We start from the raw sequence: 20,049 nt of genomic DNA, 5'->3' as shown, positions 1-20,049 counted from the left end.
AGGGGCCGGGGAATGTTCACCCGGGCAACACCAATGGATTACCCAAGGGTAACCTGAGATCGTGTCAGGATCCTGCCAACGTCGACCCGGCGACCCCGGCACGGCGCCCGCCAGGGCCGCCAACAGTCCTGTTTCCCGCAGGAGTTGGACACACCGGCACAAGATCGAATTCAGCCCGGCGCCCGGGCCGCCACCCCCACGGTGGCAGCCCCGGCCACGCCGGGTGGCGCCCGCCCGCGGCTCGGCCTACGGGTAGGACGCCACCGTCGACGGGGTGGTCGAGCTTCCGGAGGTGGCCGCGCCGGCGGTGTCGACGACGTGGTTGTACTGGCCCTTGCCGCCGAGGGAGACGACCAGCAGATCGTGGAACCGCACACCCGCCCGGATCGGCGCCTCGAAACCGTGATCCATGCGGATGGTGGGGTCGACGTCGAAGCAGCAGTAGCTGCCGAGGCCCCAGCCCTCGTGGACGGCGACCTCGTCGTCGACCTGGTAGGCGGCGTAGCCCAGGGTGGTGCCGTTCTGGACGGCGGTCGCGCCGCCGGTCAGGGGATCGCGGTGGCGTGCAGGCAGGCAATACGGCCCGGCTCCGGTCCCACCGTCAGCGGTCGGGCGACCTCGCCCACGATCTCCACCCGGAGGGTTCCGGCGGCGTCGGCGTACACCGGGCGGCCATCTGCGGTGACCTGTGCGGTGGCCTGGACCAGGATCACCTCTGGCAGGCCGTGACTTCCGGGCCGGCCCGGGATGGTGATCGCACAGCGCGGGGACTCGTCCATGGCCTGCCTCACTCGGCGCCCGGCCCGGTGGCCTCGTCGAGGGCGGCCCGAACGGTGTCACGAATGGTGAAGATCTCGTCGCCCCCGGTGATCTCCAGTAGCCGGCGTAGCTGGGGAGGCGGAGCGGCCAAGGTCAGCCGGACGCTGTTCGCCTGGGCTTCGAGGCGTGTCGCGAGCAGGGCGTTGAGGCCCGTGGAGTCGCAGAAAGAGAGGCCGGCCAGGTCGACAATGAGTCGCGGCGGGCAGTCCTTGACCGCACGGGTGAGCGCGTCCTCCAGGACTGCGCGCTGGTCCCGGTCCACTTCGCCGTGCAGGTGGAGGACGAGGGCGCTCCCGGGGAGGTCCGTCGCGGCGATCCGCAACAGCGCTGTGGTCGGCGTGATGACTTCGGATGTGTCGTGCCGTGTAGACATGAGCGGGCTCCCGTCCGGCAGGGAAGCTGTCCGTCATCGATCCTGCCTCGCGGGCCCCGGGTCGGTCCACCGGTGGGAGCGGTGATGGCAGGCGGGTGCTCCCCCGTCCCGTCGCCGTTTTGTGGCTGCCCCGGTGGGCGCCGGGGTCATTCCGCTCCACCTGTGTGGTCGGTACACGAGCGCTCGGCGGCGGCTCGCGGCACGATGAGATGACCAGACCGTTTCGGTTCCGCGACCGGCTCAGGGCCGCCACCCCAGCTCGTTCGGCAGTCCCGGTGTCCGGCGCTTGATCCGGGAGAATCGCGATGGCCCCCCAACCGTTGGCCGAACCCCTGCACATCTACCTGAACGATCACCTGACCGGTGCGTTCGGCGGCGCGGCACTTGCCGACCGCATGGCCCGTGGTCACCCCAACAGCCGCCGAGCGGGCGACCTGCGGCGTCTGGCCCGCGACATCGAACAGGACCGGGACGATCTCGTGAGGATCATGACCGGGCTCGGCGTGCCCGTGCGGCGCTACCGGACCTGGCTCGGCCTCGCCGGTGAGCGCCTGGGCCGGCTCAAGCCCAACGGGACGGTCGTGCGCCGTGCCCCGCTCAGCGACCTGATCGAATTGGAGACGCTGCGCACCGGCGTGGAGGGCAAAGCCGCGCTGTGGCGGGCGTTGCGCGCCATAGCCGACACCGATGGCCGCCTGGACCCGGTGGAACTGGACCGCCTTGCCGAGCGCGCCGCCGAACAGGCACGCACGTTGAACGGCTGGCACCAGGTGGTCAGCGCCGCCGTCCTCACTCCCCGGCCCGGTCCGGGGCGGGGCGCCAGTCCGGGCACCGCCTTGTGAGCGGCTGGGCGACGGTTGGCGAGGCCGGTCCGGGCCGGGTGGTGCGTGAGCTCCATGCAGCGCTTCAGGCGGCCGGAAGCACGGCGGCGGTGGCGGAGTCGCTCACCGGTCTGCTGGCCCTTGCGCTGTCGGATGCTCCGGGCCGCGAGCCGGGTGTCCGTCGGCTCGGTCATGGCCGAAGCCCTGCGTCTTCTGCAGACCCGCCTGCGTCCCCTGCCCTGACCCTGCGGGGAGCCGGCGCCGGGTGGGTGATGCCGGGCGGGGTCGGTGGGTGTGCTCGACGGGTGTCGGGCTGGCGGTCGTGAAGGCGGGCTGCTTGGAGGCGGGCGGGGACGAGTTCGTCAAAGGTGAGGTGCGGCGGCCTCCGATCGAGTGAGGTGGCTTCGCCGGCCCTCTCACCGCCCGGACGGCCACACGCCGACCGGCCCGGTGGTCGGCCACAAGCTCTGAGCCTCCGGACGGGCTCGGGCCCGCGGCGGGCAGCACGCGATCATCACCGAAGGAACCGGTCGCCGCCGGCCGCCCCGCCGTGCTCGCGGGTGGCCGCCTGGCGGGCGACGGTGCGCCGAAGCACCACCTGGGGCAGCACAAGCCACGTCGTGGTGAACCACAGCAGGACGGCGCCGCTCAGCGCCCACGCGGTGGTCGGGCTGCCGGTCGCGGTGCGCAGCAGGAGTAGCAGGGCGGCGGCGATGGTCAGTGCCAGGGTGGTCAGTCCGGTGGCGATGAGACGGCCGGCGACGTGGATGAGTTCGGGCTTCATCCCGTGGCCGGCGAGGAAGCGGTGGAAGGCCACGGGTGCGACCAGGGCGCCGGTGGCGACGGCGCCCAGGACGACGGTGGCGACGTAGAGGTTCTCGTCGAAGTCCGGCAGGGCGGCGAAGCGTGGGGTGAAGGCCACGCCGATGAGGAATCCGAAGAGGATCTGCGCGCCGGTCTGGCACACGCGCACTTCCTGGAGCATCTCGTTCCAGAGCCGGTCGGCCCGTTCCTGCGGTGTCTCGTCCCGGCCCGGTGCGCTGTCCTTCGTCGTCAACGAATCCTCCCTCGGCTACGGCCTGCTGTGGTCGCGGCGGGTGAACGCGGCCCAGGGCTACGGGCGCCGGTCGGCGGTCCCGATCACGTCGAACACCTCGTCCGGCACGCGGACCCCCACGGCTGGGATCGTCGTCTCGTCACTGGCCATGCCCGCAACCTACGACGGGTCGCCCCCGGCCGCCGCCGGGCGGGACAGCCCGGCCGTGGACCGACAGAATCCCCTCTGCCGATCGGGTGAACTGCCGCGCCGGGCGACGACTCCGGGGCTAGGCCTCACAGAGCCGCCCGCGGCACCGGCCGGCCGACACCGTCGCCGTCCGTCCGTGAGCAGCACCAGCAGTTGCTGGTGCTGGTCCGGTCCGTCGGCAACGCCAATCACCCAGCCCCTCACCACGGGCCGCCCCGGCTCACCGCCCACCACACCACGATCTCGACTCCAGCACGCACGCTCGGCCTTCCGTTGCCCGTGATCATCGTCTCCACGACCGGGCTGGGAACCCGGAGCCGGCGGCGGGCAAAGTTACCGCCACCCGGCCGGACGCGTGCCGCACCGCGGCGGCGAGGGAGCCGAGCGCGTGGGCCATCTGCAGCTGGCGGCTACGCCGGCGAGCCTGGTCGCCGAAGGGGCCGTGTGCCCCGAAGTCCCTTGTACTGTCAGCTGGTTCGAGAAGGTTGTCCGGGTCGCCGGCACTGCGCCGGCGGGCTTCCTGCTGGGAGCCGAACGCCGTTCCGGCCAGATACCGGTCGAGCAGCCCGGGGACGACGGCGTTCGCCACCAGGGTGGCACGGTGCTGCCGCCGACCCAGTACTCCCGGCGCCCCGGATGGTCCGCGGCGAACAGCACGGCCCGGACGGCGACCCCGGGCCGGTGGATCGGCGTCACCGGCCGGGCCCGATCGCGCAGGCGGGAGCGAACCCGGTCGAACTGCGGGGTGTTCACGGCCGGCATCTGCACCGTCGTGGTCCGCACCCGCGTACCGGAGGCGAGCAGTTCGCAGCGCAGTGCCTCGTTGAAGCCCCGATGGCGTGGCCGTGCGTGCCGCGCCGGCGGACCGTAGTGTCGACCAGGAAGACCTACCGTTCCGGTCGAGCGCGAGGGAGGCTTCGATGCCGGCTGCGGCCCTGTTCGATGTCGACGGCACGTTGCCGGACACCGGCTACTGGCACACGATCGCCTGGACCGAGGCCCTCGCGCAGTTCGGCCACACCCCTGCGATGGCCCGCATCCACGGGGCGATCGGCATGGGCGGCGACCAGCTTCTGGACCACCTGCTCGGCGAGGACCGCGACCACGCGGACGACGCGGCTATCGCGGCGGCGCACCAGGCACTGTTCGCCCGGCTGTGGCCATCCCTGCGCGCCTTCGACAGTGCCGGAGAACTGCTGCGGCAGCTGAAGCGGCGCGGCTGGACGATCACTCTCGCCTCCTCCGCCTCCGGGCGCGACCTGGAGGTGATGCGCCGGGTGCCGGACACGGACGACGCGATCGACCACACCACCAGCGCCGACGACGTGAAGGCCGGCAAGCCCGCTCCCGACCTGGTCCACGCCGCCCTGGCCAAGTCCGGCGCCGAGCCGGAGCAGGCACTGTTCGTCGGCGACACCCCGTGGGACGTGCAAGCCGCCGCGCAGGCGAAGGTCGCGTGCGTGGCGGTGCTCTCCGGGGGCTTCGGCGAGCGGGCCCTGCGGGCGGCCGGCGCCCTCGAAGTCCACCATGACGTCGGCGACCTCCTGGTCCACCTGGACGGCAGCGCCCTCGGGGACCCGGCTCACCACGCGGCTCTCGGCCGGTAGCCCGAGCATGGGCGACACCGGCAGCTATGCGGTCTCTGCGGAGTTCTACGACCTCCTGCAGGCCGAGCGGGACCGCCGCCTCGCCGAACGGCGCTTCGCGGGCGCCGCGAAGCGTGCCCGCCGCTCGATCCTGGATGTCGGCGCGGGCACCGGGATCGTCACCGAGGTCCTGCTGCGGACATCCAGCGTGCCCGTCCACGCCGTCGAGCCGGCCCCGGCCATGCGCGCCGCCCTGCTGTCGCGCCTGGCCCGCCTCGGCGCGGACCAGCGCGCCCGCGTCACCGTGCACCCCGAACCTCTCGAGGCCGCCGGCCTGACCGATGTCGCGGACCTGGCCGTCGCCTCCAACGTGATCGCCTGTCTGAACCCCGCCACCCGCCGCGCCACCTGGAAGGCGATCGCGGCAGCCCTCCAGCCCGGCGGTCTGCTGCTCTTCGACCCGCCACCCGATCGCCTGCCGGACGAGACCGAACCTGCGATCCGGCTCGGGCCGGTCCGCGTCGGCCCGGACCTCTACAGCGCAGACCTCACCCGGCGCCCCCACCAAGACCTCGTGCAGGCCGTCTTCACCTACCGCGTCGAACGAGGAGAACAGGTCCTGCGCGAGGAGCGGGAGACGTTCGACATGTGGCCTGCCCCGGCCGCCCTCCTGTCGCAGGAGCTCCGGTGCGTCGGACTGCAGACGGTGCGAGCGCCCAGCGCCGACCTGTTCGCCGCCCGCAGCCCGGCCCTCTAGGGCGCATCTCGGGCCGTGACCAGCAGGTACCGGCGAAGCACCTTGATGATCCGTCAGGTCTTTCGTGCCACAGACGGCGAGTGTCGTGAGCGTCGCCGGATCCAGTACGGCGACGGCCGGCCGCGGCGCCGTGGGACAACCGACAGCGAGAGGAGGTACCGAAGACGGCCGAGTTGCAGAGCCTGGACCCGAATACGCCGATGTTCGCGCAGCAGGGGCACCTACTTCCACGACCCCGACCGGCATCTCATGGAGATCCTCACCCCGGGCGGCGCCGCGTCGTGAGTCCGATGGCGGTCCTGCGAACCATGGCTTCCAGGGTGCGGCCGTGGCGACCAGCGCCCCTGCCCAGCCCCGGCTCGTGCGTAGCCCCATGCACAGGTGCCGACCGGCTCAACCCACCGGGACCCGGGACGCTCTCACCAACCAGCCTCCGTGCGAGGGCGGGCGCCGGAGCCAGACCGCGTGCTCGCGGACAGACGGAGCGCCACCGGCCCCGCTCCATGGCGACAGCCCGGCACCCCGGCCGACGCCCCGGTCAGCCTTCCTCAGTCCCCGGCGGTGCCACGCCTGGGGCACGGGTGACCTGTTCCCCCACCCGCCGGCTCCCCATCAGATGTCGGAGACCAGCGGCCGTCTGCAGCCTAGGCATGATCCTCGCCTACGCCGGAGGACGCCTGGTCGCCGCCGACCAGTGCCCAGCCCACCAGGCTTCCGCCGTACACGGTGAAGCCCACTCCGATCAGCCAGGACTGAACCACGAGGACCGCGCCGACCGTACCGTAGGAGACGGCGTTGGAGACCAGCAGCGGTGCGAAGACCAGCCGGGAGAACAGCCGAAGGCCTGCCAGCGCGACCATCGTGGCCACCGCCCCGGTCACAAGCCCGCGCCGCGGGGCACGGGCCCCGAGCAGCAGGTGCGGCAGCCACCAGAACAGCAGCAGACCGCCCACCACCGTGGCGACGATCCGCAGGCTCGGCTGGATCGGGGTGCGGTGCCACGGCACACCGCTCCACGCCGCGAGCATGAGATAGCCGGTCACCACGGCCAGCGCGACGACCTGGCGCCACACGCGATGCCACGAGCTGCCTCGAACCTTCCAGATCCGCTCATAGGCGCCCTGCATCGCGCTGGTCAGGGAAAGGCCGAAGACAGCCAGCGCAGCGAGGCTGAAGCCGGTGGTCGTGCTGAGGATCTGCCCGCGCGAGCTGAACAGCATGCCGACGGCCTCACCGCCACGTGGTGACAGTCCGAGTCCGTCGGTGATCCACTGGGCGATCCCGTTGCCGCGCGCCGGGGAGGCCGCCGCGATGACCATGAGCAGCGGGACCAGGGTCACGAAGAACAGCGCGGCGAAGGCGAGCGAACGCTGCATCAGCTCGATCTCCCGGCCGCGCCTCCACGCTCGGACGGACACCGAGCGCAGCCCGCGCCAGACCGCGCGCGCCGTCCCTACGGTCTCGGGCACCCCGCAGCTCACAGTCCGTACCGGCTGGAACCGCTCCACCGCTCGGCTGTGGAACAACGTGGCAACACCGGGCGCCCCGTTGCCGGGCGAGGGCAGAGCATCGCGATCATCCGTGCCTCCTGAAAGCCATCCTGGACCGAGAGCGCGAACCGTGGATCCGGCCGCCCCGCATTCCACAGCAATGATCCCGCAGCCGGAATCCAGGGGCCCGGGAGAGCACGCTCGCGGCGCACGGCGTTCATGTCTCACACCAGCGCCGACACGCTGCTCGTGCCACGCGGGTCCGGACCGCTTCGGCACCTCACGGCCGAGCGAACGCCGCCGGCCGACGCGCGCCCGACCGGGTGCGTCGCGAGGTCAGCGGTCCAGGGCGGGCAGGACGAGCTCACTCACGGTAGGCGCCGGAGAAGACCTCCTGGTCCGGGACGATCTGTCCCACGAAGACCTCGTCGACCCGGGAGTTCGAGACCGAAATCGTCGACCGGCTACCCGACGAGAAGATCGCCTGGCGCACCGTGGACGGCGAGGTCCGGCAGACGGGCGTGGCGACCTTCGAACGCCTCGATGGCGAGCGCACCACTGTTCGCCTGGCCATGAGATTCGAGCCCGAGGGCGTCGCCGAGAAGGCCGCGGACGCCATGGCGGTGGTGGACCGGCGCGTCAGGGGGACCTGCGGCGCTTCAAGGCCTTCATCGAGGACCAGGACAGCGCCGGCGGAAGCCGGCGCCGACGGAACACTCCCGGCTGAACCGGCCCGGTGGGCGCCGCATCCACGTGTGACCGGCTCCGGCCTGGGAAAGCGCTGAAACATGGGCAGGGAACAGACTGAAACAGAACGCAAGTACGCGGGGCCCGCACTGCCGGTGGGCCTGGAGAACCTGCCTGGCGTGGCGTCCACCCGCCGGGCCGAACCGCACGACCTCGACGCCGTCTACTACGACACCTCGGACCTGCGTCTTCTGCGCCGGGGGATCACCGTGCGCCGCAGAACCGGCGGCAGCGACGCGGGCTGGCACGCCAAGCTGCCGCTCGGCGCCGACTCCCGCCAGGAGGTGCACCTGCCACTCGGCGCAGCAGGACAGTGCCAAGTGCCTGCGGACTTCACCGGCCGGCTCGCGGCCTACACCCGCGGCGCCGTCCTGCTGCCAGTGGCCCATCTGCGCACCCACCGGAGGCGAGCGCAGCTACTCGACGCGCAGGGCCGGATCCTGGAGGAGGTCACCGAGGACCGGGTGGCAGCCCAGGCGTTCGAGCGCACGGCGGATCCAGCCGCCCCCACCCGGTCGGGGAAGAGCGCGACCTGGCCCCCCGCTGAGGCGGCGGAGGGCACCCGGGCGCAGGCCAGCGGGTGGACCGAGTTCGAGGTCGAGCTGGAACACGGCACGCAGGAGTTGCTCGAACAGACCGACGCTCTCCTCGCCGCGGCGGGCCTCACCCCCTCCCCGTGGCCCTCGAAGCTCGCCCACGCGCTCGGCCGTACCGGCACCCGCCAGGGCGGGACTGCCGCGGCCGGAGACGGCGGCGAGACGCGATCGGCCGGCAACGTCGTCATGCACGGCGTCCGGGCCCAGTGCGACAGGCTCCTGGGACTGGACGGGGCGGTGCGCTGCGCGCAGGAGGACTCGATCCATCAGATGCGGATCACCGCGCGCCGGCTGCGGAGCCTACTGAAGGCCCACCGGCGGTTGTTCGACACCTGCCGTTCGACACCACTGGCCGATCAACTGCGCTGGCTCGCAAGGCTTCTCGGTGAGGCCCGCGACCAGGAAGTACTCGCCGACCAGCTGGTGGGCGACCTGGCCGCCGTGCCTGCACCCATGCGGGAGGGCGCCCTGCGGGCCCGGATCACCGAGCACTACACCCGCGGCTACAGGGCCGCCTGGCAACAGGTGGTCGCCGAACTCGACAGCGCCCGGTATTTCACCCTGCTCGACGACCTGGAGGACTTCACGGACCACCCGCCGCTGCGCCGACGGGCTCGCCGGGACGCCGGCGACTACCTGGAAGGCGCCCTGCGGCGCCAGCAGCGCCGGACGCTGGGCCGGCTCGACAAGGCGCTGGACACCGGCGCCGGGCCGGCCCGGGATGAGGCGCTGCACCGAGCACGCAAGGCCGCCAAGCGCGCCCGGTACACGGCCGAGTGCGCGCAGCCCGCCTCCGTGCACAGCACCGCCAAGCGCCTGCACAAGTACGCCGGTCGGATGAAGAAGCTGCACAAGGTGCTGGGCGACCAGCACGACAGCGTGGTGGCCCGCCAAGCCTTGGTCGACCTCGCCGAGCAGGCGGATGCCGACCCCCGGCACGTGTTCGCCTACGGTGTGCTCCACGAGGCGGAGCGGCGCGCCGCCGACGATGCCCTGGACCGCCTGCCCCGGCTGCGCCGGCGTGCCGCCCGCCGCAAGCTCACCCGGATGCCCTGACTCTCACCACCGCCCCAAGAACGCGAGCCGGCGTGACTGACCACCCCGCGGCCGTCGGAGAGGTGACGAGGGGCTTGGGACGTTCCCCGGCGGTGTGCGCACAGAAGGCTCCTTTCCGCCGGCACGACGCAGACCTTGGGCGAGCCTCGTCGTTCCGGCTGCTGGGTGGCCGCACCCGCCCACGTCCGTACAGTGACGTCATGAGCGATCACTCCGAAGCGCCTGTCGCGCCTGTCAAGGCGTTTGAACCCCCCTACTACGTCGCGGTCTTCACTGCTGTTCGAACCGAGGACCAGAGCGGCTACAGCGAGACCGACGCACACTTGGAAGATCTGGTGAAGGACGTCCCTGGGTACCTGGGGATGGACCACGCGCAGACTCCGGGCGGGCTGGGCATCACCGTCGGATACTTCCGCGACGCCGACGCGCTCACGCAGTGGCGGAGCAACGCCGAGCACCGCGCGGCGCAAAAGCGCGGGCAAGCCGAGTGGTACCGGAGCTACACGCTCCATGTGGCGAAAGTGGAGCGGAGCCACGGGTTCACACGAGCGTAGGTCCCGCAGAGCCCCGACAGCAGAACCTCGGCATGATCGCTTGCCGTCCGACCCAGTCGACGCAGGTCAGCTGAGCCGAGCAACTGACTTCGCTGTCAAAGTCATTCGGGTCGGCGAACGCGACGTTGGCCAGGAATCCGGTAAGCGTTCTTGGACCCGACGCGTGCCGAGCCACCTCCCCAGGCCGAGAAGGGTGCGCCTCAGGTCTCGCCGGCCCGCCTCATGGCCGACCACCGCAAGGTGCCCTTCCACACCGTCACCGCGGGGCACAACACGGCCGTCCCGGCGTCACCATCGCCCGACTGCGCCTCGACGACGTCCATTTCCCGTGCGACGACGACGTACTGCGGCGCGCCACCACCTACCAGGACACCAGGCTGTGTGCTCTCCCTCCTCAAGGCCGTCTCCGACTGGGACCGGCCGGTCGAAGTAGCCTTCGCCGAATCCGGGTTCGAGGACAGAGCGGGGTCGCAGTCCGAGCCCCGCCGAATCGCCGACGTTCCTGGAGGCGGTGCCGTGATGCCCGAAACCCCGGCAACCCCTGCGCCGTTGCTGCTCGCCGACGGGTTCAACCTGCTGTGGCGTACCGCTCGGCCGCTACCTCGTCAACTCGACGCCCGGCGCCGGTGGTTCGACCGCCTGCTCGATACCGGTGGCGGTGCTCGCCGGGTACCCGGTGAGCCGCCACCGCTTCCGCGGGCGCCGACTTTTCACCGTCACGGTGTTGTCCACGCAGAGGTTCCCGGGCATGCTGTTCCTGCTGCCGCTGTTCCTCCTCCTCGTCACCGTCGGCAACGCCACCGGGCTGGCGCTGCACGGCAGTCGGGGCGGGCTGATCCTCACCTACCTGACCTTCTCGCTGCCGTTCTCGATCTGGATGCCGGTCGGGTACGTCGACTCCATCCCCCGCGACCTGGACGAGGCGGCACTGGTGGACGGCTGCGGTCCGGTGCGGGCCCTGGTGCGGGTCATCGTCCCGGCGGCGCACCCGGGCATCGTGGCCGTGGCCGTGGCCGTGGCCGTGTACGCCTTCATGACCGCGCGGGGCGAGGTGCTGTTCGCCTCCGTCCTCACCGACGACCGCACCCGCACGCCGGCCGTCGGGCTCCAGGGCTACGCGACGCTCAGCGACGTCTACTGGAACCAGGTGATGGCCGCCTCCCTGGTGGTGAGCGTGCCCGTCGTCGCCGGGTTCCTGCTGCTCCAGCGCTTCCTGGTGGCCGGGCTGACCGCCGGAGCCGTCAAATGACCGGACCGACCGGACCCCTGTCCCCCCGCCCGCCGAAAGGCCGTCCCATGACCGACCTCAGCGCCCTGCCCGCCGACTTCCTGTTCGGGGCCGCCACCGCCGCCTACCAGATCGAGGGCGCGGCGAGCGCCGACGGCCGCGCGGCGTCCATCTGGGACACCTTCTCGCACACCCCCGGCCGGATCGCCGGCGGCGACACCGGCGACACCGCCTGCGACCACTACCACCGCTGGCCCGAGGACATCGCCCTGATGCGCTCCCTCGGGCTGGACGCCTACCGCTTCTCCATCGCCTGGCCGCGGGTGGTGCCGCTGGCCGACGGCCGGGTCAACCCGGCGGGCCTGGACTTCTACGACCGGCTCGTCGACGGCCTGCTCGACGCCGGCATCGTGCCGTTCCCGACGCTCTACCACTGGGACCTCCCGCAGGCCCAGCAGGACCGCGGCGGCTGGCCGGAGCGCTGCACCGCCGAACGCTTCGCCGACTACGCGGCCGTGGTCGGCGAACGGCTCGGCGACCGCGTCACCCACTGGGCCACCCTCAACGAGCCCCTGTGCTCCGCCTGGATCGGGCACCTCGACGGCACGATGGCACCCGGTGTCACCGACCTCACCGCGGCGGTCCGGGCCTCCTTCCACCTCCACCTCGGCCACGGCCTGGCCGTGCGGGCGCTGCGGGCCACCGTGCCCGGCGCGCGGATCGGCATCGTCAACAACCTCAGCCCGATCGAGCCCGCGAGCGGTTCGCCGGCCGACCGGGCCGCCGCCGCCCGGGCCGACGGCCACGTCAACCGCTGGTGGCTCGACCCCGTCCTCGGCCGCGGCTACCCGGCGGACATGCGGGCCGAGTACGGCGTCGACCTGCCCGAGCGCGCGGGCGACCTGGAGCTGATCGCCGCGCCGCTCGACTGGCTCGGCCTCAACTACTACTTCCGGCAGATCGTCGCCGACGACCCGGGCGGCCCGGCCCCCCGGTTCCGCCAGGTACCCGGCCCGAACCGGCGCCACACCGCCATGCCCTGGGAGGTCCACGCACCGGGCCTGGAACAGCTGCTGCTGCGGCTGACCCACGACTACGGCGTGCGCCGGATCTTCGTCACCGAGAACGGCTCCGCCTACCCCGACACCGTCGCCGCCGACGGCAGCGTGGACGACCCCGAGCGCACCGAGTACCTCCGGGACCACCTGGCGGCCTGCGCCCGGGCGGCCGCCCGGGGGGCGGGACCGACGGGGTACTTCGCCTGGTCCCTGCTGGACAACTTCGAGTGGGCGTACGGCTACGACAAGCGGTTCGGCCTGGTCCACGTCGACTACCCGACCCAGCGGCGCACTGTGAAGAGCAGCGGGCTGCACTACGCCGAGCTGATCGCCGCCCACCGGGGCCGGGAGCCGCAGCACCCGGACCGACACGGCCGTTCGGGTCGGTTCCCGGCGTCGAACGGTTGACGGTGTCCGGGGGTGGGACGGGTGACAGGTCGTCGACCGCCTTCCGAGCGAAGGGGGCGGGCGACGGGCCGCCCCGTTCCCGTCCCCTCCCCCGGTGAGGAGTCCCCGTGCAGGAACCCCCCGTGGATCCGGCTGCCGCGCCCGGCCCTCAGCCCGGCCCTCGGCCCGCCCCGCATTCCGGCCCACAGCCCGCCCCGGGCGACGGTCACTACGGCACCGGGCTCTTCGCCCCCGACGAGACCGGCGAGGGGGAACGCATCGACTACGGCGCCCTGGCCTACGACGCGGTGACCCGGGCCCGGCTGACCGCCCTGGGCGTCGGCCCGGGGTGGCGCTGCCTGGACGTGGGCGCCGGCACCGGGACGATCAGCCGCTAGCTGGCCGAGGAGGCCGGTGCCGACGAGGTGCTGGCCCTGGACCGGGACCCGCGCTTCGTGGACGCCCGCCCGGTCGACCGGCTGCGCACCACGGCCGCGGACATCACCGATCCGGCGCTGGCACCCGGCCGGTTCGACCTGGTGCACTGCCGGTTCGTGCTGATGCACCTGCCCGGGCACGCGCAGGTGCTGGCGCGCCTGGCCGACTGGGTGACGCCCGGCGGCTGGCTGGTCGTCGGCGACGCCGTCGACCTGACCACGGCGGACTCGCCGCAGGCCGTCTACCGGCGGACCATGGCCGCCATGTGGCAGGCGCTGCACCGGCGGATCGGCACCGACACCGGCTGGGTGACCCGCTATCCGCACCTGCTGCGGGGGCTGGGCCTGCGGGAGGTCGGCGCCGAGGTCCACGTGCCGCCGCTGACCCCCGGCGCTCCCGTCACCGCCTTCTGGCGCGAGACCTGGCTCAGCATGCGCGACGCCCTGGAGGCCGACGGCGGCCTCGCGCCCGGGGAGCTCGACCGGGCCCTCGCCTACCTCTCCTCCCCCGAGCTCGCCGACCTCTCCCCCGGCCTGATCACCGCCTGGGGGCGCCGCCCGGCCGCGAGGTCCTGAGCCGGCGTCCCGACCGGGGCGCTGCCGCGCCTCAGGGCACCCGGGTGTCCGTGGTCAGCGCCGTCAACAGGGGCTCCAGGAAGCGCCGTTCGAGCCTGCCTGGCGGCAGCTGCTCGGGTTCCACGTAGCTCTGGGCCAGGCCGCCCTCGCGGATCGCGATCAGCAGCCGGGCGACCTCGTCGGGGTCGGCGGTGAGGGTGCGGCCGGCCCGGGCCAGGTGGTCGGTGAGGGCGCGGGCGAGCTGGGCGCGCAGTCGGGCGTCGTGCCGGGCGAGCACCCAGGCGGCCTGCGGGTCACGGATGGCGTGCAAGGTGAACTCGGTGGTGACCAGGTACCAGTCGCGTTCGGCCGGTTCGACCTCGCAGAGGACCTCGACCAGCGCGCGCACGGTGAGGTCCTCGGTGGCGATCGAGTCGACCAGTTCGGTCATCCGCGCGAGGATCCGGTCGCTGTGCGCGTCGAACAGCGCGAGGAACAGCTCCTCCTTGCTGCTGAAGTTGGAGTAGAACGCGCCCCGGGTGTAGCCGGCCCGCTCGCAGATCTGCTCGATGGTGGCGGCGCGGAACCCGTGTTCGGCGAAGGTCTCCAGTGCGGCCTGGAGCAGTGCCGCACGGGTGCGCGGTCGTCGCTTGGTCTCACCCTTGGGCATCGGCGGCATCCCGGTTCACTCGGTTCACTCGGTTCACCCTGCTCGGTCGGATCCCTCGGATCCGCACGCGTGTCGCCCGGATCCGCATGCAGATCGGATCCATTGTCGTATCGGATACAGCATTGTATCTTCTGGGGCCATGAGCACCCCACCGCCTTCCGGCGCAGGCACCCCGCTGCCCGCCTCGCTCGCCGCCGCCGTCGGACCACTGCCCGCCGGAGTCACCCTGCCGCTGCCGCCGACCTTCGAGTCGGTGGCCGCCGAACGCCAGTACCGCAAGGAGCAACTGGCCGCCGGATTCCGGCTGTTCGGCCGGTTCGGCTTCTCCGAAGGAGTCGCCGGGCACATCACCGTGCGCGACCCGGAGCACCCCGACCGGTTCTGGGTGAACCCGTTCGGGATGCCCTTCGGCATGATCAAGGCCTCGGACCTGCTCCTGGTCGACCACGAGGGCACCCTGCTGCACGGCAGCCGGCCGGTGAACCGGGCCGCGTTCGTGATCCACTCCCAGGTGCACGCGGCCCGCCCCGACGCGATCGCGGCCGCCCACGCGCACTCGCTGCACGGGAAGGCCTTCTCCAGCCTCGGCATCAGGCTCGACCCGCTCACCCAGGACGCCTGCGCGTTCTTCGAGGACCACGGGCTGTACAGCGACTACCGCGGCGTGGTAAACGAGGTCGACGAGGGCAAGCGGATCGCGGCCGCGCTCGGCGCGCACAAGGCGGTGATCCTGCAGAACCACGGGCTGCTGACGGTCGGCGGGTCGGTCGCCGAGGCGGTCTGGTGGTTCGTCACGATGGAGCGCTCCTGCCAGGCCCAGCTGCTCGCCATGGCGGCCGGCACCCCGAAGCACATCGACCGGGAGACGGCGCTGATCACCCGCGGACAGGTCGGCAGCGGACTGGCCGGGTGGTTCCAGGCGCAGCCGCTCTTCGAGCAGATCGGCGCGACCGACCCGGACCTGGCCGGCTGACCCGGCCCACCCGGCCCAACTCGGCCCCACGCCACCGGGCCACCCGCACCCGCACCCGCACCCGCCGACCGCACCCACCCGCCACGAGCCGCACCAGCCGACCGCCGGAAGGACGTCACCAGTGAACAGGGCACCGCGGATCGCGGTCTTCGGCGCCGGCAGCATCGGCTGCCACCTCGGGGGCATGCTGGCCGCCGCGGCGGACGTCACGCTGATCGGCCGGCCGGCGCCGATGGCCGCCATCGAACGGGACGGGCTGACCCTGAGCGGTCCGGGCCGCGCCCGGCGGGAGGTGCGCGGGCTGACCGTCGCCACCGGCGCGGCCGCGGCGGCGTCGGCGGACTACGTGCTGGTGACCGTCAAGTCCGCCGACACCCGGGCGGCCGGGCGCGAGCTGGCGGGCCGGCTGGCGCCCGGCGCGGTCGTGATCAGCTTCCAGAACGGCCTGCACAACCCCGAGGAGCTGCGGGCCGGGCTGCCGGCCCACCGGGTGCTCGCCGGGATGGTCCCGTACAACGTCGTGCGCAGCGGCCCGGCCGCCGTCCACCAGGGCAGCGGCGGTGCGCTCCTGGTCGAGGACGCCCCGCAGGCGCACCGGTTCGCGGCGGCGGCCCGGGCCGGCGGGCTCGCGCTGGCGCTGCACCCGGACATGCCCGGCGTGCAGGCCGCGAAGCTGCTGATGAACCTGAACAACGCGGTGAACGCCCTGTCCGGACGGCCGCTGCGCGAGGAGCTCGGCGCCCGGGCGTACCGCGCCTGTCTGGCCCGGTGCCAGCGGGAGGCGCTCGCGGCCTTCCGGGCGGCGGGCATCGCGCCCGCCCGGCTGGGGCCGCTGCCGCCGCGCTGGATGCCCCGGGTGCTGGGGCTGCCCGACGTGCTGTTCCGGCGGGTGGCGGCCGCCGCCCTGCGGATCGACGCCCGGGCCCGCTCGTCCATGTGGGAGGACCTGGAGCGGGGGCGTCCGACGGAGGTCGACGCGCTGCAGGGCGAGGTGATCGCGCTCGCCGCCCGGCACGGTCTGCCGGCGCCGGCCAACGCCCGGCTGGCGGCGCTGGTCCATGAGGCGGAGCGGGCGGGTCCGGGCGGGGCACGGCGGTGGTCGGGGCCGGAGCTGCTGGCGGCGCTCGACGCACCCGATGCTTGACAAGCTCAACCTTTCAGGCCTAGCGTCGCCACCGTTGTTTCATGCGATGAACCATCGGGCGCACCCGCCGTCCCGAGGCGCCGCGAGGCCCGCATCCCCGGAGAGCACCTTCATGACCCCCCACGACCACGGCACGGCCGTCGCCGCCGAGACCGCCCGCTTCGTCGCCGCCGTGCAGCAGGCCGACCCGTCGCTCCCGGTGCCCGGCTGCCCCGGCTGGACCCTCGCCGACCTGGTCCGCCACGCCGGCAGCGTGCAGCGCTGGTTCACCGTGCTGCTGCGGCAGCGGATCCAGGAGCCGCCGCGCAGCCGCGACGTCGACCTGCGGCTGCCCGAGCGGCCGGAGGACTACCCGGCCTGGCTGGCCGAGTCCGCCGAGCTGGCCGCCGACGCGTTCACCGACCTCGACGCGCCGATGTGGGCCTGGGGCGCCGACCAGCACGCCCGGTTCTGGGTGCGCCGGATGCTGTTCGAGACCCTGGTCCACCGGGTCGACGCCGAACTCGCGCTCGGCCTGACGCCGGTCGTCGACCCGGCCCTGGCCGCCGACGGCGTGGCCGAGTTCCTGACCAACCTGCCCTTCGCCGCCCTCTTCGCGCCCGGGACCGCCGAACTGCGCGGCGCGGACCGGACGATCCGCTTCGGCCGCACCGACGGCGAGGGAGACTGGCTGGTCCGGCTGCGCCCCGACGGCTTCGGCCTCGACCCGGACGGCGCCGACGCCACCGCCGACGCCACCGTCCGGGCCACCGCCGCCGACCTGCTGTTCCTGCTCTACGGGCGGATCGACCGCACCGCCGACGGGGTCGAGGTCTCCGGGGACGACGAGCTCCTGACCCACTGGTTCGCCCACTCCGCCTTCTGACCGCGCCCGGCCGCCCCCGCCCCCGCCCCCGCCCCGGTGACGGAGGACGGGGGCGGGGGCGGCGCCGGTCTCAGCCGGCCAGGAAGCGCTCCCGGTGCACCTGCGCCGGGGGGACGCCGCCGAGTCCGGGCAGCGCGGCGGCGAACAGGTCCGCCGGGGTGCCGGTCGGGCCGGACCAGCCGGGGGCCGGTTTCCAGACGCAGACGTCGTACCGGAATCCCGGCAACTCCTCCGCCACGGCGGCGAGTTCGCGAACGCCGAAGACGTCCTGCGGTTCGTTGACACCGAGGAAGAGCCGGGCCGGCTGCGGCTCCTGCCACTCGGCCATCCGGCGGACCATCGCCAGCAGCGGGGCCAGGCCGCTTCCGCCGGCCACGAACCAGCGTGGGCGCAGCCCGGTCTCCCGCAGCCCGAAGGCACCCTGCGGCCCGTGCACGGTCAGCCGGTCGCCGGGACGGGCCCGGTCGGCGAGGTACGAGGAGAACCGCCCGCCCTCCCGGAGCCGGACGTAGAACTCCTGCCGCCCCTCCCAGTTGCCGGTGCCGGCGAGCGAGTAGGCCCGCTTCGCCTCGTCGTCCGGGGCCTGGAGCTCCATGAACTGGCCCGGGTCGAACTGGCAGTCCGGCTCGCCGTCGAGGCGCAGTTCGAGCCGCACGGTGTCCTGCGCGACCGGTTCGAGCGCCGTGACGACGGCCGTCCGGACGGGGATTGCGCCGTGGAGGATCCGGGACTGCTCGTACGGCAGGGTTGCGGTCAGCGGCCCGCACGGGAAGGTGCGGCACAGCAGCACGTCGCCGCGCGCGCGTTCGTCCGCCGGGAGGGCCTGCTCGCTGTACGCGCCCAGCTCGTACGCTCCGTCGGTGACGGAGGCGTGGCACGAGCCGCAGGTGCCCTGCCGGCAGGAGGCCGGCAGGGTGGCGCCGGCCTCGGCCGCGGCCTCCAGCACGCTGGTGCCCCGAGCGCAGGGGAACTCCAGGCGTCCGCCGTCGGCGGTGGTGAGGAGCACCGGGTCCGCTTCCGGGGTGCTCACGACGCCGTCCGCTCCAGCGCCGCGGCCAGGTCGGCGGTCGGGTCGCCGGTCACCCGCAGGCCGAAGCGCTCGACCAGGCCGTCGACCAGCGCGGGGGTGAGGAAGCCGGGCAGCGAGGGGCCGAGGTGGATGTCGCGGATGCCGAGCGCGAGCAGGGTGAGCAGCACGGCGACCGCCTTCTGCTCGGTCCAGGCGAGCGCCAGGGTCAGCGGCAGGTCGTTGACCCCGCACTCGAAGGCGTCGGCCAGCGCCGTCGCGATCCTGATGGCGGAGTAGGTGTCGTTGCACTGCCCGAGGTCCAGCAGCCGCGGGATGCCGTCGATGTCGCCGAACTCGCGCCCGTTGAAGCGGTACTTGGCGCAGCCGAGGGTGAGCAGCACGCTGTCCCGGGCGCGCCGAGCGCGAACTCGGTGTAGTAGTCGCGGCCCGGGGTGGGGCCGTCGCAGCCGCCGATCAGGAAGAAGTGCCGGATCGCGCCCCGGCGGACCGCGTCGACGACCTGGTCGGCAATCGCGAGGACGGCGTCGCGGCCGAAGCCGACGGTGATGAACCGTTCCTCGGCCGGGGTCTGCGGGAAACCCGGCAGGGCCTTGGCGGCCTGGATCAGCGGGGCGAAGTCGTGGCCGGTGAGGTGGCGGACGCCCGGCCAGCCGACCGGTCCGGCGGGGCGTCGTGCCGGGTGGGCTCCGGGGGGCCGTCCGGCGGCTCCTCCAGGATGGGATCGGGCCGCGACGGTGCCCAGGGTCGGACGGCCCGGCCACCCGGGACCGGTGGTCCCGCCCGCCGCCGGTCACCGGGACGGCGTGTCCTCCGGACCCGCCTCGCCGCCCGCCCAGGCGCGGTACGCAGCCACCGCCGTCGGCAGGGTGGGGAAGATGCGGTCGGCGCCGACGGACTCGCTGAGGCCGTACGCGTCCAGCTCGTCGCGCAGGTCCTGCTTGACCCGGGCCAGGGCGAACACGACGCCGCGGGCGTCGAGTTCGAGCCGCAGGGCGTCGAGGGAGTCCAGCGCGGTGATGTCCACCTCGACATTCGCCTCGGTGTTGAGGACGAACCACCCGACCGGCTCGGGCTGTTCGGCCAGGGCGGCGAGCGCGCGGCGCCGGAGGTCCTCCGCGTTGGCGAAGAACAGCGGGGAGTCGTAGCGGTAGACCAGCAGGCCGGGGACGGTCCGCGCCTCGGGGTAGTCGTCGACGTCGTGCATCCCGGCGACGCCGGGCACCACCCCGAGCACCGCGTCGTGCGGCCGCGCGACCCGGCTGAGCAGCTCGATCACCGACAGCCCCACCGCGACCAGGACGCCGTACAGGATGTCCAGGCTCAGCACGCCGATCGTGCAGCCGAGCGCCAGCAGCAGTTCGCGGCGCCGGAAGGAGGCCAGCCGGCGGAAGCCGGCGAGGTCGATCATCCGCAGCGCCGCGAACACGACCAGGGCGCCGAGCACGGCGTCCGGGGTGTCGTGCAGCAGCGGGCTGAGGAACAGCAGCACGGCGAGGACGCCGACGCCGGCCGCGAGCGCGTACACCTGGGTTCGGCCGCCGGCCGACTGGGCCAGGGCGGTCCGGCTGGCGCTGCTGCTCACCGGGAAGCCCTGGAAGAAGCCGGCGCCGAGGTTGGCGGTGCCGAGGCCCAGCAGTTCCTGGTTGGCGTCCAGCCG

Annotated in this window: 19 protein-coding genes and 5 pseudogenes; 13 read left to right on the top strand and 11 right to left on the bottom strand. The window is 73.4% G+C overall.

Annotation, left to right across the window (positions count from 1 at the left end):
• Window positions 1-246: 246 nt before the first annotated feature.
• The 3 genes and pseudogenes from AB0D10_RS36030 to AB0D10_RS36020 form a co-directional block, all read right to left on the bottom strand.
• Window positions 247-531: pseudogene (locus AB0D10_RS36030) on the bottom strand (coagulation factor 5/8 type domain-containing protein); the annotation flags it as partial.
• A gap of 14 nt (window positions 532-545) precedes the next feature.
• A complete protein-coding gene (locus AB0D10_RS36025; RefSeq protein WP_360263910.1) occupies window positions 546-779 on the bottom strand; it encodes a DUF6296 family protein in 234 nt (77 codons plus the stop codon).
• An 8-nt stretch (window positions 780-787) separates the two neighbouring features.
• Window positions 788-1,192, bottom strand: coding sequence for an STAS domain-containing protein (locus AB0D10_RS36020; RefSeq protein WP_360263908.1), 405 nt, complete (start codon window positions 1,190-1,192; stop codon window positions 788-790).
• Window positions 1,193-1,497: 305 nt separating this feature from the next.
• Here AB0D10_RS36020 and AB0D10_RS36015 point away from each other — a divergent pair, with 305 nt between their 5' ends.
• Complete coding sequence (locus tag AB0D10_RS36015) at window positions 1,498-2,034, top strand: hypothetical protein (protein ID WP_360263906.1); 537 nt, start codon at window positions 1,498-1,500, stop codon at window positions 2,032-2,034.
• Window positions 2,035-2,527: 493 nt separating this feature from the next.
• On the opposite strand, the gene AB0D10_RS36010 is transcribed toward AB0D10_RS36015, so the two are convergent.
• Both AB0D10_RS36010 and AB0D10_RS36005 read right to left on the bottom strand, forming a co-directional pair.
• Window positions 2,528-3,070 (bottom strand): DUF6328 family protein, encoded by a 543-nt coding sequence (locus AB0D10_RS36010; protein ID WP_360263904.1) that lies wholly within the window; start codon window positions 3,068-3,070, stop codon window positions 2,528-2,530.
• Window positions 3,071-3,542: 472 nt separating this feature from the next.
• Window positions 3,543-4,117 (bottom strand): annotated as a pseudogene (locus AB0D10_RS36005) (short-chain dehydrogenase); the annotation flags it as partial.
• Window positions 4,118-4,179: 62 nt separating this feature from the next.
• Here AB0D10_RS36005 and AB0D10_RS36000 point away from each other — a divergent pair.
• Together AB0D10_RS36000 and AB0D10_RS35995 are read left to right on the top strand one after the other, a co-directional pair.
• Complete coding sequence (locus tag AB0D10_RS36000) at window positions 4,180-4,866, top strand: HAD family hydrolase (protein WP_360263901.1); 687 nt, start codon at window positions 4,180-4,182, stop codon at window positions 4,864-4,866.
• A 7-nt stretch (window positions 4,867-4,873) separates the two neighbouring features.
• Window positions 4,874-5,602 (top strand): class I SAM-dependent methyltransferase, encoded by a 729-nt coding sequence (locus AB0D10_RS35995; RefSeq protein WP_360263898.1) that lies wholly within the window; start codon window positions 4,874-4,876, stop codon window positions 5,600-5,602.
• Between the two features lie 644 nt (window positions 5,603-6,246).
• Here the strand turns inward: AB0D10_RS35995 and AB0D10_RS35990 are convergent.
• Entirely contained in the window at window positions 6,247-7,071 is an 825-nt protein-coding gene (locus AB0D10_RS35990; protein ID WP_360263896.1) for a ribonuclease BN, read from the bottom strand.
• Between the two features lie 455 nt (window positions 7,072-7,526).
• On the opposite strand from AB0D10_RS35990, the pseudogene AB0D10_RS35985 reads away from it, so the two are divergent.
• The 7 genes and pseudogenes from AB0D10_RS35985 to AB0D10_RS35955 form a co-directional block, all read left to right on the top strand.
• Window positions 7,527-7,819 (top strand): annotated as a pseudogene (locus tag AB0D10_RS35985) (cyclase); the annotation flags it as partial.
• 61 nt (window positions 7,820-7,880) lie between these two features.
• Window positions 7,881-9,491, top strand: a complete 1,611-nt coding sequence (locus AB0D10_RS35980) for a CYTH and CHAD domain-containing protein (protein ID WP_360263894.1) — start codon at window positions 7,881-7,883, stop codon at window positions 9,489-9,491.
• Between the two features lie 200 nt (window positions 9,492-9,691).
• Window positions 9,692-10,045, top strand: a complete 354-nt coding sequence (locus AB0D10_RS35975; RefSeq protein WP_360263891.1) for an antibiotic biosynthesis monooxygenase — start codon at window positions 9,692-9,694, stop codon at window positions 10,043-10,045.
• Between the two features lie 576 nt (window positions 10,046-10,621).
• Window positions 10,622-11,294: pseudogene (locus tag AB0D10_RS35970) on the top strand (carbohydrate ABC transporter permease); the annotation flags it as partial.
• A gap of 47 nt (window positions 11,295-11,341) precedes the next feature.
• The gene (locus AB0D10_RS35965; protein WP_360263889.1) at window positions 11,342-12,739 is read left to right on the top strand and encodes a GH1 family beta-glucosidase; all 1,398 of its coding nucleotides are present in this window, start codon (window positions 11,342-11,344) and stop codon (window positions 12,737-12,739) included.
• Between the two features lie 107 nt (window positions 12,740-12,846).
• Entirely contained in the window at window positions 12,847-13,116 is a 270-nt protein-coding gene (locus tag AB0D10_RS35960) for a hypothetical protein (protein WP_360263886.1), read from the top strand.
• Complete coding sequence (locus tag AB0D10_RS35955) at window positions 13,117-13,731, top strand: methyltransferase domain-containing protein (protein WP_360263965.1); 615 nt, start codon at window positions 13,117-13,119, stop codon at window positions 13,729-13,731.
• A 31-nt stretch (window positions 13,732-13,762) separates the two neighbouring features.
• Here AB0D10_RS35955 and AB0D10_RS35950 read toward each other — a convergent pair whose 3' ends face one another.
• Complete coding sequence (locus AB0D10_RS35950; protein WP_360263883.1) at window positions 13,763-14,380, bottom strand: TetR/AcrR family transcriptional regulator; 618 nt, start codon at window positions 14,378-14,380, stop codon at window positions 13,763-13,765.
• Between the two features lie 139 nt (window positions 14,381-14,519).
• Between AB0D10_RS35950 and AB0D10_RS35945 the strand changes: the two genes are divergently transcribed.
• The 3 genes from AB0D10_RS35945 to AB0D10_RS35935 all read left to right on the top strand — a co-directional run bounded on the left by AB0D10_RS35945 (window position 14,520) and on the right by AB0D10_RS35935 (window position 17,362).
• On the top strand, window positions 14,520-15,353 hold the full coding sequence (locus AB0D10_RS35945) for a class II aldolase/adducin family protein (protein WP_360263880.1): 834 nt from the start codon (window positions 14,520-14,522) through the stop codon (window positions 15,351-15,353).
• A gap of 121 nt (window positions 15,354-15,474) precedes the next feature.
• Window positions 15,475-16,497 (top strand): 2-dehydropantoate 2-reductase, encoded by a 1,023-nt coding sequence (locus AB0D10_RS35940; RefSeq protein ID WP_360263878.1) that lies wholly within the window; start codon window positions 15,475-15,477, stop codon window positions 16,495-16,497.
• A 112-nt stretch (window positions 16,498-16,609) separates the two neighbouring features.
• The gene (locus tag AB0D10_RS35935; RefSeq protein ID WP_360263876.1) at window positions 16,610-17,362 is read left to right on the top strand and encodes a maleylpyruvate isomerase family mycothiol-dependent enzyme; all 753 of its coding nucleotides are present in this window, start codon (window positions 16,610-16,612) and stop codon (window positions 17,360-17,362) included.
• A 70-nt stretch (window positions 17,363-17,432) separates the two neighbouring features.
• Here AB0D10_RS35935 and AB0D10_RS35930 read toward each other — a convergent pair whose 3' ends face one another.
• From AB0D10_RS35930 to AB0D10_RS35915, 4 genes and pseudogenes are all read right to left on the bottom strand, one after another.
• Complete coding sequence (locus AB0D10_RS35930; RefSeq protein ID WP_360263873.1) at window positions 17,433-18,392, bottom strand: 2Fe-2S iron-sulfur cluster binding domain-containing protein; 960 nt, start codon at window positions 18,390-18,392, stop codon at window positions 17,433-17,435.
• Entirely contained in the window at window positions 18,389-18,772 is a 384-nt protein-coding gene (locus tag AB0D10_RS35925; RefSeq protein WP_360263870.1) for a hypothetical protein, read from the bottom strand. The genes AB0D10_RS35930 and AB0D10_RS35925 overlap by 4 nt, the downstream gene beginning before the upstream one ends.
• A gap of 32 nt (window positions 18,773-18,804) precedes the next feature.
• Window positions 18,805-19,134, bottom strand: a pseudogene (locus tag AB0D10_RS35920) (hypothetical protein); the annotation flags it as partial.
• A gap of 48 nt (window positions 19,135-19,182) precedes the next feature.
• A partial coding sequence (locus tag AB0D10_RS35915) for a SulP family inorganic anion transporter (protein WP_360263869.1) occupies window positions 19,183-20,049 on the bottom strand: 867 nt, incomplete at its 5' end.

Origin of the sequence: Kitasatospora sp. NPDC048545, from assembly GCF_040651155.1 — a bacterium.
Lineage (GTDB): Bacteria > Actinomycetota > Actinomycetes > Streptomycetales > Streptomycetaceae > Kitasatospora.
The sequence above is the reverse complement of the archived record's forward strand: the minus strand, read 5'-3'. Positions and strand labels throughout refer to the sequence as shown.